12 protein-coding genes are annotated in these 16823 nt (G+C 46.9%); 11 read left to right on the top strand and 1 reads right to left on the bottom strand.

From position 1 onward, the window contains the following. Nucleotides 1-9 precede the first annotated feature (9 nt). A complete protein-coding gene (lon, locus tag B0H50_RS07185; RefSeq protein ID WP_233244606.1) occupies nt 10-2406 on the top strand; it encodes an endopeptidase La in 2397 nt (798 codons plus the stop codon). A gap of 181 nt (nt 2407-2587) precedes the next feature. On the opposite strand, the gene B0H50_RS07180 is transcribed toward lon, so the two are convergent. Further along, entirely contained in the window at nt 2588-4186 is a 1599-nt protein-coding gene (locus B0H50_RS07180) for a hypothetical protein (protein WP_146193705.1), read from the bottom strand. 437 nt (nt 4187-4623) lie between these two features. Here B0H50_RS07180 and B0H50_RS07175 point away from each other — a divergent pair, with 437 nt between their 5' ends. The 10 genes from B0H50_RS07175 (at nt 4624) to B0H50_RS07130 (ending at nt 16809) form a co-directional block, all read left to right on the top strand. Then, complete coding sequence (locus B0H50_RS07175) at nt 4624-5358, top strand: YggS family pyridoxal phosphate-dependent enzyme (RefSeq protein ID WP_109587482.1); 735 nt, start codon at nt 4624-4626, stop codon at nt 5356-5358. Nucleotides 5359-5442: 84 nt separating this feature from the next. Next, nucleotides 5443-6729 (top strand): adenylosuccinate synthase, encoded by a 1287-nt coding sequence (locus tag B0H50_RS07170; protein ID WP_106198860.1) that lies wholly within the window; start codon nt 5443-5445, stop codon nt 6727-6729. Between the two features lie 13 nt (nt 6730-6742). After that, a complete protein-coding gene (locus B0H50_RS07165; RefSeq protein WP_106198861.1) occupies nt 6743-7456 on the top strand; it encodes a Crp/Fnr family transcriptional regulator in 714 nt (237 codons plus the stop codon). Nucleotides 7457-7465: 9 nt separating this feature from the next. Beyond that, nucleotides 7466-8230, top strand: a complete 765-nt coding sequence (locus tag B0H50_RS07160; RefSeq protein ID WP_158256492.1) for a PASTA domain-containing protein — start codon at nt 7466-7468, stop codon at nt 8228-8230. 11 nt (nt 8231-8241) lie between these two features. Beyond that, the gene (locus B0H50_RS07155) at nt 8242-10173 is read left to right on the top strand and encodes a tetratricopeptide repeat protein (protein ID WP_109587481.1); all 1932 of its coding nucleotides are present in this window, start codon (nt 8242-8244) and stop codon (nt 10171-10173) included. A 30-nt stretch (nt 10174-10203) separates the two neighbouring features. Beyond that, a complete protein-coding gene (locus tag B0H50_RS07150; RefSeq protein WP_158256493.1) occupies nt 10204-10920 on the top strand; it encodes a DUF4292 domain-containing protein in 717 nt (238 codons plus the stop codon). Nucleotides 10921-10970: 50 nt separating this feature from the next. After that, on the top strand, nt 10971-14387 hold the full coding sequence (locus B0H50_RS07145; RefSeq protein ID WP_106198865.1) for a T9SS type A sorting domain-containing protein: 3417 nt from the start codon (nt 10971-10973) through the stop codon (nt 14385-14387). After that, complete coding sequence (locus tag B0H50_RS07140; RefSeq protein ID WP_106198866.1) at nt 14384-15172, top strand: formylglycine-generating enzyme family protein; 789 nt, start codon at nt 14384-14386, stop codon at nt 15170-15172. Before B0H50_RS07145 ends, B0H50_RS07140 begins: the two co-directional genes overlap by 4 nt. Then, complete coding sequence (locus tag B0H50_RS07135) at nt 15173-15640, top strand: hypothetical protein (RefSeq protein ID WP_106198867.1); 468 nt, start codon at nt 15173-15175, stop codon at nt 15638-15640. After that, on the top strand, nt 15637-16809 hold the full coding sequence (locus tag B0H50_RS07130) for a class I SAM-dependent RNA methyltransferase (RefSeq protein WP_109587480.1): 1173 nt from the start codon (nt 15637-15639) through the stop codon (nt 16807-16809). The genes B0H50_RS07135 and B0H50_RS07130 overlap by 4 nt, the downstream gene beginning before the upstream one ends. Nucleotides 16810-16823 lie beyond the last annotated feature (14 nt).

Genomic DNA, 16823 nt, shown 5'->3' with positions numbered 1-16823 from the left:
GAAAACAGTTTGAAAAAATCAAATTCTGAAACTGAAAATTTACTGGAAACAATTGCATTAGATTTGAGTCACGATTTTCCGCTGCTGGCATTGCGCGATGCGCTTGTCACTCCGGGATCTTCTACTCGCATTCTCGTGGGAAGAGAAGCTTCGCAAAATGCGCTCAAAGCTTCGCATCTTTATCACGATTTGCTTTTACTCGCTTTGCAGAAGGATCCGGATAAAGAATCGGTGGAACCGGAAGATTTGCCGAAAGTCGGCGTGCTCGCTCATGTGCAATCGGTGATGCCGATGCCGAATGGATGTTGGCGCGTTCTTGTCGAAGGCGTTGTCATCGTCGATTTAATCAATACGGAACTTTTAAAAGATCAAAATTATTTGTCGGCAAAAATTTTGCTGCGCTCGTATGATTCGGTGGATCGTTCTCTGTTGAAATTGGTTTCCACAGAAGGCGTTCATCTTTTTGAACAATATGTCAATGCGCAAAATATTTCAGTAGAAATTTTGAGCGAAATTGAATCGAAAAAAGATGTGTTCTCTAAGTATCTTGCGATGTTGCCGTACATCCGCGTCTCGGCGCAACAAAAGCAGCAAGTTTTAGAAGAAAAATCGTTAGACGAATTTTGCAAACGGGTGAATGCTTATTTGCAAGCGGCGCTCGACGTTGAAGGCGTTGTTGAACACGTCCGCGATGATGTGCAACAAAAAATGCAGCAGAATCAAAAGGATTGGTTCATCGGTGAACAAATTCGGATGCTGCAAAATGAACTTTCGGACGGCGATACCGATGAAGTGGAAAAGCTCGTTCAGAAAGTCAAAGCGAAGCATTTCTCGAAAGCGATTCAAGAAAAACTCGACGAAGAATTTGGTCGGATGCGTTTAATGCAGCCGGCGAGTCCCGAATATGCGGTTTCGCGAAATTTCATCGACTGGTTTTTGGCGATGCCTTTCGGCGTTTACACGGATACGGCACTTGACTTGAAAAAAGTCAAAAAGAAATTGGATGCGGATCATTTTGGCTTGGACAAAGTCAAAGATCGCATTTTGGAATACATCGCCGTTTTAAAGCAGACGAATGCCGAAAATAAAGCGCCGATTATTTGTTTAGTCGGTCCTCCGGGAGTTGGCAAGACGACTCTTGTGCGTTCGATCGCAGAATCTCTCGGACGAAATTACGCCCGCGTGACTCTCGGCGGCGTGCGCGATGAAGCGGAAATTCGCGGTCATCGTCGGACTTATATCGGTTCAATGCCCGGACGTTTTATTCAAGCGCTGCGTCATGCGAAATGCATGAATCCCGTGATTCTCTTAGATGAAATCGATAAAATGGGAAATGATTACCGCGGCGATCCGGCGAGTGCGATGCTCGAAATTTTGGATCCGGAACTCAATTCTGATTTTACGGATCACTTTATGGAAGTGGGATTTGATTTCTCGAAAGTGCTGTTTATCGCGACGGCAAATTCCGAAGAAACAATTCCCGCTGCTCTCGAAGACCGCATGGAAGTGGTGCGTCTCCCCGGCTATTATCCGCATGAAAAACTCTCGATTGCGAAAGATTATTTGGTCCCGCGCGTGTTAAAAAATTGCGGCGTTACCGATTCCGAAACAATTGTTTTTAACGACGAATCGATTCAGACGATTTTGAAAGAATATACCCGCGAAGCGGGCGTCCGCGAACTCGAACGTCAAATCGAAACGATTGTCCGCAAAAGGGTCAAAGAAACCTTGATGGGAAAATCGGGCAAGTTGAAATTGACGCCGAAGCTCGTCGAAAAATATCTGGGCGTTCCTCGCTTTATGGGAAACCGCTTGCCGAAACCGGGACATTGCGGTGTCATCACGGGATTGGCGTGGACTTCTGTCGGCGGCGAAATCCTTTTGATTGAAACCAAGCTGCTTTCGGGACGCGGGCATTTGCTGCTCACCGGAAAACTCGGCGATGTGATGAAAGAATCGGCGCAAATTGCGCTCAGCCTTGTCCGCGAAAGATTGCAGCGATTCGGCGTGGATCCGGCGATAGTCCGCAAAACGGATATTCACATTCACGTTCCCGAAGGCGCTGTTCCCAAGGACGGCCCGTCGGCGGGAATTGCTCTCACGCTCTCGCTTCTTTCGGCGTTTACCCGGACTCCGGTTTCGCCGGACATCGCCTTTACCGGTGAAGTCAGTCTTTCGGGCGATTTGCTGCCGATTGGCGGGCTGAACGAAAAAGCACTCGCCGCTCTGGATGCGGGCGTCAAAACGCTCTATCTTCCCACGCAGAACGAGAAAGATGTGGTCGAATTGCCTGCACCGGCAAAGAAAGGATTGAAAATCCACACGAAAGAACACATCGACGAATTGATTGCGATTCTTTTCCCGCAGGCGAAAAAGAAGACGGCGGCGAAAGCGAAAAAGGATTAGCGGCAACGCCGATTTCGGGACGCTTGGGAGTTAAGAGTTGGGAGTTAGAACTGATAACTAATAATTGAACACTCTTCGTCGTCATCGCGAGGAGGACGCAAAGCACCCGACGCGGCGATCTTTGACGAAAAAAAGCCGCCCGAAAATTCGGGCAGCTTTTGAAATTTCGAGGGAAATTCCGTTACAACTCGCTTTCTTTTTTTGTGGCGGTAATCTTGACGATCATGGTGGTGGTTGTCAAGGGGGTTGCCGTAATTGTTACAAGATAAGAGAAACTGTCTTTTACCAGAGCGTAATTAGTAGTAGTTAACTGTTCATAGCCTTTATTTTGCAATGCGTTAGATAAGGATTTTGAAAAAAGCGTTATGCCTTTCGTATCGCTTGATGAGAATTTCGTGTTTGCTGTCCACACGGTGGAGTCGGTGTTAGAAACGTCAGCGTCTTCCGTAAAGGTGGCATGGCTCGCCAAAAAGTCCAGGTTCTCGTCGTTGAAAACAGTCGGCACGGAAGAGCTTGAAGACTCGCTGCTGGAGGATTCCGCCGAAGAGCTGGACTCCGCAGAGCTGCTCGAAGCGACGCTGGAACTGGAAACAGAGGACGAGGACTGCGCGCTGCTGCTCGAAGATTTGGCGCTCGAGCTGCTGACCGCCGAAAGGTCCAGCGGGATTTTGGTAATCCAGTGATTGTCGATATCCTTGCAGTCGGAAGAGATGAGGGATTCCATCATGGAGCGGTTCGAATAACCCGAGACGGTAAATCTGGCGCCGAAACTGCGATCGCTATTGACATAGCTATCTACAGAAGCGATTTTAAGTAAATCCATATAGGGATCCGAGGCCTTGAGCCCGGTCAGTGCGGCTACCTTGGTGAAATCGCCGTCGCTAATGGCGGATTCTATATTGGCCAGAGTGATTTTAAGGGCTGCCGCCGAATCCGTACTGTATTTGGCGGCTCCGTTAAAGCCAAAATCCAGCCGTAACTCGTCTGTGGCTTGGGCATATTCTAAGACAGCATTCACATCGTTGCCGTTTTTTCCCAGACAGCCATACAGATTCACAGAGCCCATCGCGCAAAGCTCCCTGCTTTCTGCGTAAAGTAAAATTTCCTTTTTGTTTTCCGAGGTGTTCAGCATCTTTAGGCGCAGGTTCAACCATGGACCATAGGCCTTGGCGGAGTCGAAGTTTGCAGAAAAATGTCCGCCTTTTCTTGCCATGGGGCACATCAGCGAATCCTCCGTTTCTACGGAGCAAAGCAATGTGGTATTGCCTAGTATGGTATTTGTCATAGAAAGCTCCCCCAAAAAGGATAGATAGTTTGGATCCAATAGGATGGCGTTGCCGATATATGCCGAATAGTCGAATTGTTCATAGCTTTCCAAAACCAGTGAATCGCCGTCAACGTAAATCGAATTTCCTGTGATGGTGTCGGGGCATGCCCCGACGACCTCTCTGGGGTTTGCAGAACTGCTGCTTACTTCAACGCTGGAGCTACTCAAAAGGGAATCCGCAATGGAAGAGCTGGAAAGCGAGTCTGTTGCAGTGGTGTCCGTCGCCGTCGTGTCGCCGACGATTACCCATTCGCCGTCATCGCAAAAGTAGTCCGCGGAATCGCTTTCCACGTAGAGGGTGTCGCCGGCGATTTTCTCGGTGCACTCGGGCAGGTCGTCCTTCGTGCTGAAGATGTCCGGGGTCTTGCTGCTGGAGCTGCTGTCGTCTCCGCAGGCGAAAAGGCTCAAAAGAGCGGCGCCCGCGGCGGCTTTTTTCCAGGTGAAGATTTTCATATTCTCTCCTTTGAAGTTGTTTTGAATTGTGTAAAATATAACGACAATCTGTTTTTTTTTGTTACAATTTGCAATTTTCCCCAAAAAACGAACTTATGTGCAAAATCCCGTCCGATTTGCTTGGTTGGTGCCCTTCGATAAACTCAGGGACCGTCGGTTAGTGAGCTTGTCGAACTAGTCGAACCATGGTCAGGGGGTAGTGATTAGTTGTCAGTTATTAGTTGTTAGAGTTCATAGGAGAAACGGCTGCATCCGACAAGGATTCCTGAAACTTGGAATTTCCGATTCCATAATTGAAGTATCCCTGAAACAAGTTAGCGGTTAGGAGTCGGAACAGAGAACTAAGGACTAAGAACTGATAACTGAGTTCACCTTGCCATGACGCGGAAAAGGTTTCTATTTTCTGCGGTGAGGATTCAAAAATCTAGAGGCAAAAAATGGCTGAATTTTCTTTGGACGAAATGCGTACGGCTCATGAAAAATTGGAAGCGCGCATGGCGAATGCTTGCGCACAAAGTAACCGGCCCAGCGAAGACGTGAAACTCGTCTGGGTTTCGAAATTCCACCCGATGAGCGCCGTCGAAAATGCGCTTGCGCTCGGTGCAACGGATTTTGGCGAAAACCGCGTTCAGGAAGCTGTTGAAAAGTTCTCTGTCAAACGCCCGGGTATCCGCTGTCACATCATTGGGCCCGTGCAGAGCAACAAATTGAAAAAAGCGGCGTTCGTTGCCGATTGCATCCATTCTATCGCCAGCATGGAAGCGGTGGAAAAACTCGAAAAAATTTGCGCAGAAGCGGATAAGACATTGGATATCCTCTTTCAGGTGAACGCCGGCGAAGAGGCGACCAAGAGCGGTTTGGATATCCGTGAAGCGGAACCGTTTTTGCTTTCTCTGGAAAATCATGTTCCTTGTCCGCATTTGCGATTCCGCGGGCTCATGACGATTGGCAAAAATACGGGAGTCGCCGAAGATTCTCGGGAATGCTTTGCTTTTTTGCGTCATTTGCAACAGAAATTTTTGGCGCACGGCGGCGTTTTTGCTTCCTTTGACCAGCTTTCCATGGGAATGACGGGAGATTTAGAAGTCGCGATCGAAGAAGGCGCGACGATGATTCGCGTTGGAACTGCATTATTTGGAATGCGGGACTACGGCGCAGCGTCATCGCATTAAAACTTTTTTATTTTTCTAACGAAAAAGGGGCAAGGACAAACCCTTGCTCTGACCTTTCGTGTTTTCTTTTTCTGAGAAGGACTTATGCCAAATCGAGTTGTTATCGGATCCCAGTGGGGTGACGAAGGTAAAGCAAAGATCGTTGATTTTCTGACATTGGATGCCGATGTAATCGTTCGCTTCCAAGGCGGAGCAAACGCTGGTCATACGGTAGAAGTGGGCGACAAGAAATTTGTTTTCCATTTGATTCCGTCGGGCATTATGCACGAAAACAAGCTTTGCGTCATCGGTAACGGTGTCGTTTTGGATCCGATTCAGACTTTAAATGAAATTGCCGATTTGCATTCGAAAGGCATTACTGATCCGGAAAATCGTTTGGTCATTGCGGATAACGCTCATGTCGTTCTTCCGTATCATTCTGCGCTTGACAAGGCGAAAGAAAAGAAAGCGGGCAAGGCTGCGATTGGAACGACTGGCCGCGGTATCGGTCCGTGCTACAGCGATAAGGTGAACCGCATCGGTGTCCGCGTGGGCGATTTGATGGATGAACGTGAACTGCGTCCGCGCGTTGAAGCGATGGCGAAAGTGCACAACGAAGAATTCCGCGTGATGTATGACGTTCCCGAAATTGATCCGGAAAAAGTCATTCACGATTATTTGGAACTCGGACAAAAAATTAAGCCGTTCGTCCGCGATGTAAGCGATGTACTTTACAAGGCGATGAAAGAAGGCAAGCGCTTGATTTTCGAAGGCGCCCAAGGAACGATTTTGGACGTGGACCAAGGCACTTATCCGTATGTGACTTCGAGCAATACGGTCGCTGGTTACGCAAGTTGTGGCGCTGGTGTTGGCCCGACTGCAATCGATCAGGTTGTGGGCGTCGTGAAAGCTTATACGACTCGCGTTGGTAACGGTCCGTTCCCCACAGAACTTTTGGACGAAATGGGCGACCATCTGCGCAAACTCGGAAACGAATATGGCGCAACGACTGGACGCAATCGTCGCTGCGGTTGGTTCGACGCTCCGGTTGTCCGCAAGGCTGCTCTCGTCAACGGATTAACTCACTTGGCGATTACAAAGCTCGACGTTCTCGATACATTTGACGAAATCAAAATGTGCACGCATTATGAATGCGACGGTGAAAAGTTGGACATCTTCCCGAATCAACTTTCGAAGGTGGGTCGCTGCAAGCCGGTTTACGAAGTTCTTCCGGGTTGGAAGCAAGATACGACGAAGTGCAAAAGCTGGGATGAACTTCCAGAAAATGCGAAGAAGTATTTGCAAAAAATGGCAGAACTCGTCGGCGTTAAAATCGGTATGATTTCGATCGGTGCTCGCCGCGACGAAAGCATTATCATTGACATGAATTAAAAAAGAGGGCTCTATGGCGGAAAAAAATATCGTCGAACTTCTGAAAGGTGTTGATCTTTTTTCGGAATTGACCGAAGAGCAGTTGGCGCAACTAGCGACTCTCGTTATCGCGAACGATTACGCGCGGGATGAAACAATCATCTTGGAAAAGGATGATTCCACCCGGGCGCTTTTCCTCATCGCCGAAGGCGAAGTCAAAGTTTACGTCACCGGAACCGATGGGAAGGAAACGATTCTTTCGCTTCTTTCTCGAGGAGATTCTTTTGGCGAAATGTCGCTTATCGATGGAGAACCGCGTTCGGCTTCGGTCAAAGCGGTGCAACCGACGAAAGTGCTCATCATTCGTCAAGAGCATTTCTTGGAATTGCTCAAAACAACGCCGGAACTTGCTACAGGACTTTTGGTGCAGATGAGTCGTCGTCTGCGTAACGCCAACCGTCAAATCGGATCGCTTGCAACGATGTCGGTCTTCGGTCGCGTCGCCGGAACGATTCTGAGCCTTATCGAAGATCGCGGAGTTCGCATTCACGGACGCAACGGAGAAATGGTTACCGTCATTCGCAATCGCCCAACGCAGCAGCAATTTGCCGAAATGTCGGGAACGACCCGCGAAACGGTGAGCCGCGTTTTTTCGGCGCTTTCGAGCAGCGGCACAATTTCGCTTATGGGCAAAGATTTGGTGATTACCGAAGAAAGCAAATTGCACGAAGCAAATTCCAAAGATTAAAGGATGAATATGGCAGAACAACCGCGCAAAGAAAATTTCATTCATCGGATTCTCAGAACGAAGCCTTGGGTGTATGCGCTTCTTTTGCTCGCTGTTCTGCTCGTCTTTTTTGCGATTTGCTTTGATAAAATTGCGATGCCAATCGTCGCCCGAGAACATGTGCAAGAATTGACGGTACCAAAACTTGAAGGACTCGATAGTTCTGCGGCAATTCAAAAAGCAGAAGGCGCAGGCTTTCATGTTGCCTTTGCGAAAATGCGCGAATACAGCAAAGTTTATGATGTGGATTTAGTGATGCGACAAAATCCGCCCGAAGGACAAAAGTCAAAGCCAGGACGCACCATTCATTTGACACTTTCCGAAGGATTGAATCAGATTACGGTGCCAGATTTGTTGGATAAAACCGATGAAGAAGCGGTTGAAGAAATTCAAAAAGCGGGACTTGTCGTCGGGTTGACTTTTAAAACTCCGCATGTCAATATTTCGAAAGGTAAAGTCGTGCGCACTTACCCGTCGGAAGGTTCTCTCGCACACAAAGGCGATACCGTTGACGTCTTCATTTCGTCGGGCGCAAAAGGCGCTAAAACCGAAGTGCCCAATGTCGTCGGGGAACGCACCGCCATTGCAATTTCAAATTTGCGGACTGCGGGATTTATCGTCGGAAAAACGGAGCGTAAAAAAGAAGGCTCTGCGGGACTTGTGCTTAGTCAAAAGCCCGAAGCCGGATCGCTCATCGCTGCGGGCGCTCGTGTGAATTTGGTCATCTCAGAATAAAGAGGGTGGAAATGCGCCGCTTGTGGATTTCCCTTTTTGCAGTTTGCGTTTTTGCATTCGTCGCTTGTAGCGGTTCACGAAAAGCGGAACCGACTGTGGATGCGCCAACGAAAACGGCTGCAGCTCCGAAGAAAGTTTATGCGCAGCCGCGTTATCCCGTGAAATTGGATAGCGCAGAACTTTTGCGCTTAGAAATTGCGCACGGTTCTTTTTTGCGGGCAATCGCACTCCAAGCGCAAGGGGAAAATGCTATCGCCGAACAATTTATGCAGCACGCATATGCGGCGGATCCCGAAAATCGCTTCCTCGCATTTTCGGTTTTGGAATTGATGGAAGAACGCGGCGCCACGGCAGAAGCCGCTCAGCTTGCTGAAAAAGCGAAAAATTTAAAAGGAAAAAAAACGAGCACGCAGTATGCGCTTCTCGGACGCATTTATGGGGAACAATCCAATTTGGATAGCGCTGTTGTCTATTACAAAAAAGCGGTGGACGCAAGCGATCAGAATTTACACGCTGCGTATGAATATGCTCTGCTTCTCGAAATTACGCGGGATTACGATGAACTTTCTCGCATTTACGGAATTCTTCTTCCGCAAATCGGTTATCCGCAATCGATTTTGGAAAGGCAAATTTCTTTGCTCGCAACTGCGAAAAAAGATTCGGCTCTCGCAGATCTTTTTGGTGAAGTTTACGAAGCCCGCGGCGACCGCAGCTTTTTAGAAAATCGCATTCGTCTGCTTCTTGCGATGAAACATTTTGAAGACGCGCTGAAATCGGTGGAAGAATTTCGCGCGGACTCGGCTTACGCCGACGATTCTCTTTCGGTGCGATTTGTGATGGCGGTTTATTCGGGATTAAAACAAGATTCGGTTGCGCTAGACACTCTTCGCGAAATTTATAAGCGAAATCCCGAACGCGGTGATGTGTTGCTCGATCTTTCTCTTTTTGAAACGAAACTCGGAAAAAAAGAACAAGCGATTATTCATTGGCAGCGCCTTTCGGGAATGGAAACTTATGCTGCCATTTCGTTTGGAATGCTGAGCGCGTACGCATTAGAATCCGGCGATTCGGCGCAGTCGTTAACGTATTTGGAAAAGGCGTATGAAAAAGCGCCGATGGCTTATCGCAACAAACTTTTAGTGCGTTATTCTGCCGATAAAAATTACGCCAAAGCGTATGCGATTTTAGATAAAGCGCTTCTTCCGAATGAAAAATACGATACGATTCGGACGCAACTGATGACGGACGGAAAGCTCGAAGAAATGCGCAAACTCGATCTTGAAATAGCGATGGACAAAGCGAAATTGTATTACGAATACGGCACTTTGTTGCAGATGAATGCAGAAGATTTAGAACGCGCTCCGACGACACAAGCGCGCAAAGATAGCGCGATGACTTTGCGGAAACAAGCGACAGATCAATATGTCAAAGCGGGAAATATCGGCGGCGACTCGCAAAATTTACTGTTTGCTTACGGCTCAAATTTGTTGATGTTCGGCATGGTCGATTCGGCGATAGTCGTTTTCAAACGGATTTTTTCTTTGTACCCGATGGATGTCGTCGCCAAAAATCATTTGGGATATACGCTCGTCGATTTGAATCGAAATGCGGAAGAAGTCAAATGGGGCAGTAAACTCATCGACGATGCGATTCAGCAAGATCCGAAAAATATTGCGTATCGCGATTCTAAAGCGTGGGCACTTTACCGCGTTGGAAAATTTGAAGAAGCTTTGAAAATTATGGAAGGCATCGAAGCGGAAAAAGATTCTTTGTCCGATGAAATGATGCACGATCCGTCCATTTTTTCGCACATGGCAGCAATTTGTGAAGCGCTTGCGCTCAAAAAACGAGCGGTTGAATATTACGAAAAAGTGCTCACCATCGATCCGCAAAATGAAAATGCGAAATCCCGAATTGAAATTTTAAAAAAGAAAGAAGAATAATTTAGGAACCGAGAAATGCGAAAATTCCGAATGGAAAAAATTTTTCTCGGGCTATTTTTTGCGACCATTTTTTGTTTACTCGGATGCGGTCCGCGTTTAGCCAAAGGGCCGGCGACCGCTTCGGAAATTCTTCCGCCCGATAGTTTAAAAGTCAAATTTTCAATCGATGTCGATGATTCGGTGAACGGTTCGCACACATTGTCTGCGGTACTTTTTGCGGTGCCGTATAAACGTTATCGTTTAGAATTTTCGGGGCCGATGGGAATTGGAATTGCATCGGTTTTGTGGACGGATGCCAAGTGGACGCTTTTGCTTTCTCAGCAGAAATCGTATGCGACGGGAATGGGTCAATTTGTCGGCGGCTTTGCAGGAATTCCGCTTTTTGATATGCATCGGATTGCTGCACTTTTTTGGGGCGAAACTTTTCCGCAAAATGCAGTGGTCGATTCGACGCGAGATTCTGCGGGCGTAAAAATTATCGTCGGGAAAAATTCACTCGGCATTCCGTTTCGGGCAGAGCGCAACGCTGACGGGCGTGTGACGAAAATTGTCGAAGGAAAAGAAACTCTCACCTTTGAAGATTACGCAGAATTTAATGACCGCATAGCTCCGGCGGTAACGCGCGCATATCGCGATGGGAAAAATGTGTTGACCGTAAAAATTAAACGGGTGAATACCGATGCGGAATGGGGCGATGCAACATGGCGTTTGCCGATTCCGGATTCCTACGAAAAAATTCGCTATTAGCTGCAGAAGTTGCGCCTGTTTGTGCGCTTGGATTTTGTAATTTTATTCCTATGAAGAAGTGTCTTTTTTTACTAGCTCTGCTCGGGCTTTTTGCGTCTTCCTTTGCGGTTGACACTCTTGAAATTTTTGCGCTCCGCGTGCAATTTAAACAAGAATCTCCCGATAATTCTCTCACGACGGGAACGGGTCGATTTGATTCGGACAGCGACACTTCCAATGCGAATTACAGTTTGGATCCGAGCGGTCACCGCGCAAGTGCTGCTTATTGGCAAAAGCATTTTGAATTTGCGAAAAATTATTACAAGTCGGTGAGCAACGGAAACTTGGTTATTACTGCACGCATCTTTCCGAGCGGAGAACCTTATACCGTCGATCATTACATCATCGATTACAATCGCACAGCCAAGAAGAAAGGCGAAAAAACCGCAGAATTTGATGAAGCTCGCAGTCGCGATTATATGAATTTTATTTGGGATGCTGTGATGAAGGCAAATGAATCGAAAGATACTTTAGATAATCCGTTCAAAGTGCCGCAGCCGAAAACGAAAAATAAAAAGCGCGCTTATATGATTATTCATGCGGGCGCAAGTCGCCTTGTCGATGGCGGAAGCATGGGAACGAATAACGCCGATACGCCGGGCGATTTTATGGATGTTTATGTGGTGCAAGATTATTGGAGTTATTTGGATACCGCAGACACTTCTCGCCATTGCAAAAAAGATACTCGCGGAATGATTATTCCAGGCTCGACTTTGGACACTCTCAAAACGGTAATGGTGACGAGTGAAACGGCATCGCAAGATGGACTCAACTGGGGCATTAACGGCATTTTGATCAATCAAATTGGACGCGAACTCGGCATGCCGAATACTTATGATGTGGTGAAAGGAATTTCGCGCATCGGATATTTTGATGTGATGGATTTCGCAGGGTATAATGCGGGCAATGGATTTTTCCCAGTGCTTCCTTCTGCGTGGGTGCGCTCGTATATGGGTTGGGCAAAAGTGCAAACGGTTTCACCGCCGGCATCGGGAATGATTTCCAAAGAAATTGCAGCAGCAGGTTCGGGCAAAGGAATTGAAATAGTCAAAGTCCCGCTGACATCGAATGAATATTTGCTGATTGAAAATCGTGAACGTTCTGCGGGCGACTCGGCAAAAATTGCGGTTTCGTATGTGCCCGCTTCGGATGTCGCAGCGGAAACCGATTATGAAATTGTGACGAAAGTTTATCCGATTGACAGTCTTTATACCGCGTTCGAAGATAGCATCTGCGATGCAAATGGCAAGTGCGTAAAAAACAAAAAGAAATTGAGCGGCGTCATCGTCGACGTTTCTTCTTTTGATGCGGGACTTCCTTCGAGCGGAATTGCGGTTTGGAAAATCAACGATTGGTATCTGCGCGAAGCGCTTCCGTTTGGCGTGACAAATTTCTGGGGCGGCGATACAGTTCGCGATCATCAATTTGGAATTATGCTCGCCGAAGCCGATGGCATTTTATCCATCGGGAAAACGTTTAAAAATGCGCTCGGCCAAGATACTTATGATTACGGCTCTGGCTCGGATTTGATTCCGCATGTGCGCAAAGGAAAAAATTCGCCGAAGGATACGGTGTGGTCCATTAAGCCCGCAGGTTATGGCAACACGAAGACGACGCAAGGCGGCTACACGGGCATTACGGTTTCGGCAAAGAAAGCAAAAAATTTCCACAGTGAAAAAAATGCAAACGCTTTTGTCGGCGATAGCGTGGTGAACTTTGTCGCGTCTTCCATTCCGGTGACGATTTCGTGGGCGAAAAATGCGCTCATTTCGGGCTCGCAATTCCCGAAGAATGTGGGCTTGAATTCCGCAGTTCGCGGCGCATTGGCGGTGAATTATCCCGAAGGTATGTCGGTTGGCGAAGGCGAAAAATTGCTTGTCTTTGCCGCAGAAGATGGAACGTTACAAGCGATGACCGCATCGGGAAATTCAATTCTCGAAAGCGATACGACAATTTTAAAATCGGTTATTTCGAATGCCGATTCTGTGGAAAAAATTCCGCTCTATCGTTTAGGAAAATCGGCAGGAAAACTCATCGGCTTTGCGTCTTCGAATGATTCCATTTTCAGTTTGCACAAAAATAAACTCGTGCGCACAGTTCTTTCGTCGGCGATTGATCAAATTCAATTTGACCGCGAAGAAGTGTCAATTGCAAAACCGCAAATCGGTCCGATGATTCAAAATGGATTTGTCTTTGTTGCGGATAACGAAAAATTGTATCGCTATAAAACTTCGAATTTATCGAAACGCGAAGAATTTAATTTGCCCGAAAATTTTGCGCCACAAGATATGGCGCTTTGCCCCGATGGAGAATCGGAAAATATCGCGCTCGTCGGAAAAGGTGCAGAACTTGCACTTTATAAAGCGGCAGAAGGACGCATCCAAAAATTGCCTTCGCCAAAAATGCAAAACAAAAATTTAGTCAGCGTGGACAAGCAAAGTTTCCACATTGCGTGCTCGGACTTTGACCGCGATGGAAAAAATGAAATGTTCATTTTAGGCAGTCACGGTTACGCGACAATGGTTCGCGCGAACGATTCGGCGACGGTTGTTTTTGCTCCGCGAAATTTCAAACGCGGCAATGATGGAAGTGTCGAATTGGATGCAGAAATTTCTCCGATTGCAATTGGAGATGTCAACGGCGACGGTTATCCGAATGCGGTTTTCCTCGGATATAATTTGGTTTATGCGGTGGATCAATCCGGCGTTGTCATTTCGGGTTTCCCGGTGAAAGTCACGAAGAATATTCCCGAATCGCAATTCTATTCGGATCCGTTAATCGTCGATGTCACGGGCGATAGTCTCCCCGAAATTTTGGTCGGAACGAACGGCGGCATTTTGCATGCGTTTAATTCGAAAGGCAAAGCGGTGACGGACGGTTTCCCAATTTCTGCAGGAAATTTTGAATACGGCGAAACGGTTTATCCGATGTCGTTCTTTGTCGCGAAAACTTTGGATTCGGTTTCGGGCCCGCAAATTTACGCATTCCAACGCGCTTCGGTCTCGGGATATAATTTGGCAAAAGCAAAAAATTCTGCGGGAAGTGATGCGAAAGCGTGGAGCATTCCGGGCGCAAATAATGAACGGACGAATTTCTTTGACGCTTCGAAATTGAAAGAACCGACGAAAGCGAAAGCGGTTGCGACGATTGATGAATTTTTCATCTATCCGAATCCGGTCCGCGGCGGAATCGCCAATGCGCGCTTTACATTGGGCATGGATGCGAAATCGGCGACGATAGAATTTTATGATATTTCGGGACGCTTAGTTTATACGAAAAAAACGGGCGAAGCAAAACAAGGCTCTAATCAAATTGATCAAATGGACATTTCGCATTTGGGCAGCGACGTTTATACGGTGCGCTTAAAAGTGAAATTTACATCGGGCAAAAAGAAAGAAAAATTCTATCGCGTAGGAGTTGTGCGTTGAAAAATTGGATGAAAATTTTCTGTGCTGTTGCCGTTCTTTTTGTCGGCTGTTCTTCGCCGACGAATGGCGAAACGGGAAGTTACGAAGATCCGAAATGGGATAAATCGTCTTCGTCGAAAGCGAAAGTTTCTTCGTCGTCTGCAGCGATTTCTTCGGAAAGCAAAAGTTCTTCGAGCGGAATTTCTTTGTCGATTTCTTGGATTAAAACAGGAAATTTCCGTACATCGCAAACCGAAGTGATGCAGTCCGATTATCAAAAACTCATGGGAGAACTTCCTCCGCAAATGGCGAAAGCCGTCGGCGATTCTTTCCCCGTTTCTAATGTTTCTTGGTACGATGCGATTCTTTTTGCCAATGAACTTTCCAAAGTGCTCGGGCTCGATACCGCTTATTCTTACACTTCGCGTGGCGCCGGAAATAAACTCGGCGGATTCCGCACAGACGCTTTTGTTTCGGCAGTGCGTTTACCGAGTCGCGAAGAATGGGAATACGCAGCGCGCGCCGGTTCTACGGGGAATTATTATTGGGGAACAAGTCCTGCAAAAAATTATGCGCAGTATAATCGCTTGACAGACAGCTATCAAAAAGTGGCGCAGAAACAGCCGAATGCTTGGGGCATTTACGATGTCTCGGGAAATGTTTCTGAATGGACTGCGGACACAGCGCTTTGCGGCGGTGATTGGACTTCGGTCGCAAAAGATTTAGCATTAAAAAATGAGGAAAAGAAATTGCCAGATTACACTTCGATGACGACGGGATTCCGCGTCATTCGCACGGGAGAATAAATGAAACGGTTAGTGAGTTTGTTTGTAATTTTATTTTGCATTTTTGGCTGCGGACAAAATGAAGAAGAAGTCAAATCAAAAAAAATTGAAGAAGATTTGAAGGCTCTTCCGAAGCTTGCGCCGATTGCTGTTCCCGAAGGAAGCTTCGGCACTTATGTTGGTGCATTACCTTGCGACGAATGTGATATGCGCCGCGTAAAAATGAATTTAGACAGTCTCGGTCGTGCGCAAATTGAAGAAGTCCTCGTTTACGGAAACGAAAAAATGGACACGCTAAAAAATACAGCGACATTTAAAGATAGCGCAGAATTTATTTTGGTGCGATTTGATGATGGAAAACGATTCTTCAGTTTTCAAAAAGACGGCGGCACTTCAATCGTTTATTTGAACGTTGAAGGAAAACCGTATTTAGATGATTCGGAAATGCCTTATCGTCTTTTGCGCATTCTTAAAAAGGTTTCAAAATGATTTTATTTGCCAAAGCGCTTCGCGAAGCGATGCCAAAAGAATTTTCCAGTTTGCCGCTTCTTTCGCTTTCCCTTCTCGATTACAAAGATGAACTTGTCGTAAAGCAAAAAGCGTTTGCGCATTTCTGCAAAGAAAATGGTTTGCAAGAGCCCGAAGAAATTGTCGCAAGTCCGCTTCCGCGCGGATATCGTACGACGACGAAACGCCGCGCCATTTTTGATGACGGCGAATTTTATTTGAGCTTTGGCGAAGACGATGAAAGTTCAGAATATGCAGAACCGTTAGAGCCCGCGGAACATTTAGCGATTTACAAATTCATCGAAGGCTATTTGAAAAAGCCCGCATTTAAGACGCTCGCCGAAGCGATGAATTGGGTCATTATCCGCGGCAATTATAAACGGCGTTCTGTGATTTTTAACGTTTCCGAAATGAATGCGTTTGTCGTGCGCAAACTCAAACTGATGGGCGAACATTTAAACGCTGCAAATCTCGGTGTCTTTTCGGCGCATGTTTATTTTGACCCGACACGTTCGGATTATTATTTGGAAGCGGTGCGCCCTGCCGATGCGTTGGCATTTAAAACTCTTTTTGGCCCGCGGGATTTGACATTAGACATCGGCTCTTGTCGTTTGAAATATCCCGTCACCGGTTTTAGCCAAATCAATGAATCGCAAATTCCGAATTTGCTCAAAAATGCTGCGGAACTTTTGCAGCCGAATTCCGAAACGGAAATGCTCGATCTTTATTGCGGTTATGGGCTCTTTACTTTTGGAATGGGCTCAAATGCAAAATCCACTTTTGGCGTAGAATGGGAAGGTCCGTCAATTGAATTTGCAAAGAACAGCGCACGCTTTTTGAAAAAGCAAAATGCGCGTTTTGTCGCGGGACGAATCGATGCTAACTTTGTGGAAAAAAACATTCCCAAAGCGCGTGATCTCGAAGTGATTCTTTTGGATCCGCCGCGGAAAGGCGTCGAACCAGGAGTGATTGCGGCGTTAGCAAAACGGAAACCCGAACGCGTTCTGCATATTTTCTGCGGAACCGATGAAATTCCGCGCTCGCTGAATCAATGGCGTTTGGCGCATTACCGCGTTGAAAAAATTCTCCCGTTAGATTTATTTCCGGGAACACCGCATTTAGAAACGATGGTGCTTCTCGTCAATTCGTAAATAGAAAAAGCGAA

The sequence above is a fragment of the Hallerella porci genome, from assembly GCF_003148885.1.
Taxonomy (GTDB): Bacteria; Fibrobacterota; Fibrobacteria; order Fibrobacterales; family Fibrobacteraceae; genus Hallerella; species Hallerella porci.
Note: the sequence above shows the minus strand (reverse complement) of the source record. Positions and strands in the feature narration are given on the sequence as shown.

Excerpts from the sequence above, each read along its gene's own strand:
- B0H50_RS07180 (WP_146193705.1), bottom strand. The coding sequence starts at position 4,186 with ATGAAAATCTTCACCTGGAAAAAAGCCGCCGCGGGCGCCGCTCTTTTG.
- B0H50_RS07175 (WP_109587482.1), top strand. The coding sequence starts at position 4,624 with ATGGCTGAATTTTCTTTGGACGAAATGCGTACGGCTCATGAAAAATTG.
- B0H50_RS07170 (WP_106198860.1), top strand. The coding sequence starts at position 5,443 with ATGCCAAATCGAGTTGTTATCGGATCCCAGTGGGGTGACGAAGGTAAA.
- B0H50_RS07165 (WP_106198861.1), top strand. The coding sequence starts at position 6,743 with ATGGCGGAAAAAAATATCGTCGAACTTCTGAAAGGTGTTGATCTTTTT.
- B0H50_RS07160 (WP_158256492.1), top strand. The coding sequence starts at position 7,466 with ATGGCAGAACAACCGCGCAAAGAAAATTTCATTCATCGGATTCTCAGA.
- B0H50_RS07155 (WP_109587481.1), top strand. The coding sequence starts at position 8,242 with ATGCGCCGCTTGTGGATTTCCCTTTTTGCAGTTTGCGTTTTTGCATTC.
- B0H50_RS07150 (WP_158256493.1), top strand. The coding sequence starts at position 10,204 with ATGGAAAAAATTTTTCTCGGGCTATTTTTTGCGACCATTTTTTGTTTA.
- B0H50_RS07145 (WP_106198865.1), top strand. The coding sequence starts at position 10,971 with ATGAAGAAGTGTCTTTTTTTACTAGCTCTGCTCGGGCTTTTTGCGTCT.
- B0H50_RS07135 (WP_106198867.1), top strand. The coding sequence starts at position 15,173 with ATGAAACGGTTAGTGAGTTTGTTTGTAATTTTATTTTGCATTTTTGGC.
- B0H50_RS07130 (WP_109587480.1), top strand. The coding sequence starts at position 15,637 with ATGATTTTATTTGCCAAAGCGCTTCGCGAAGCGATGCCAAAAGAATTT.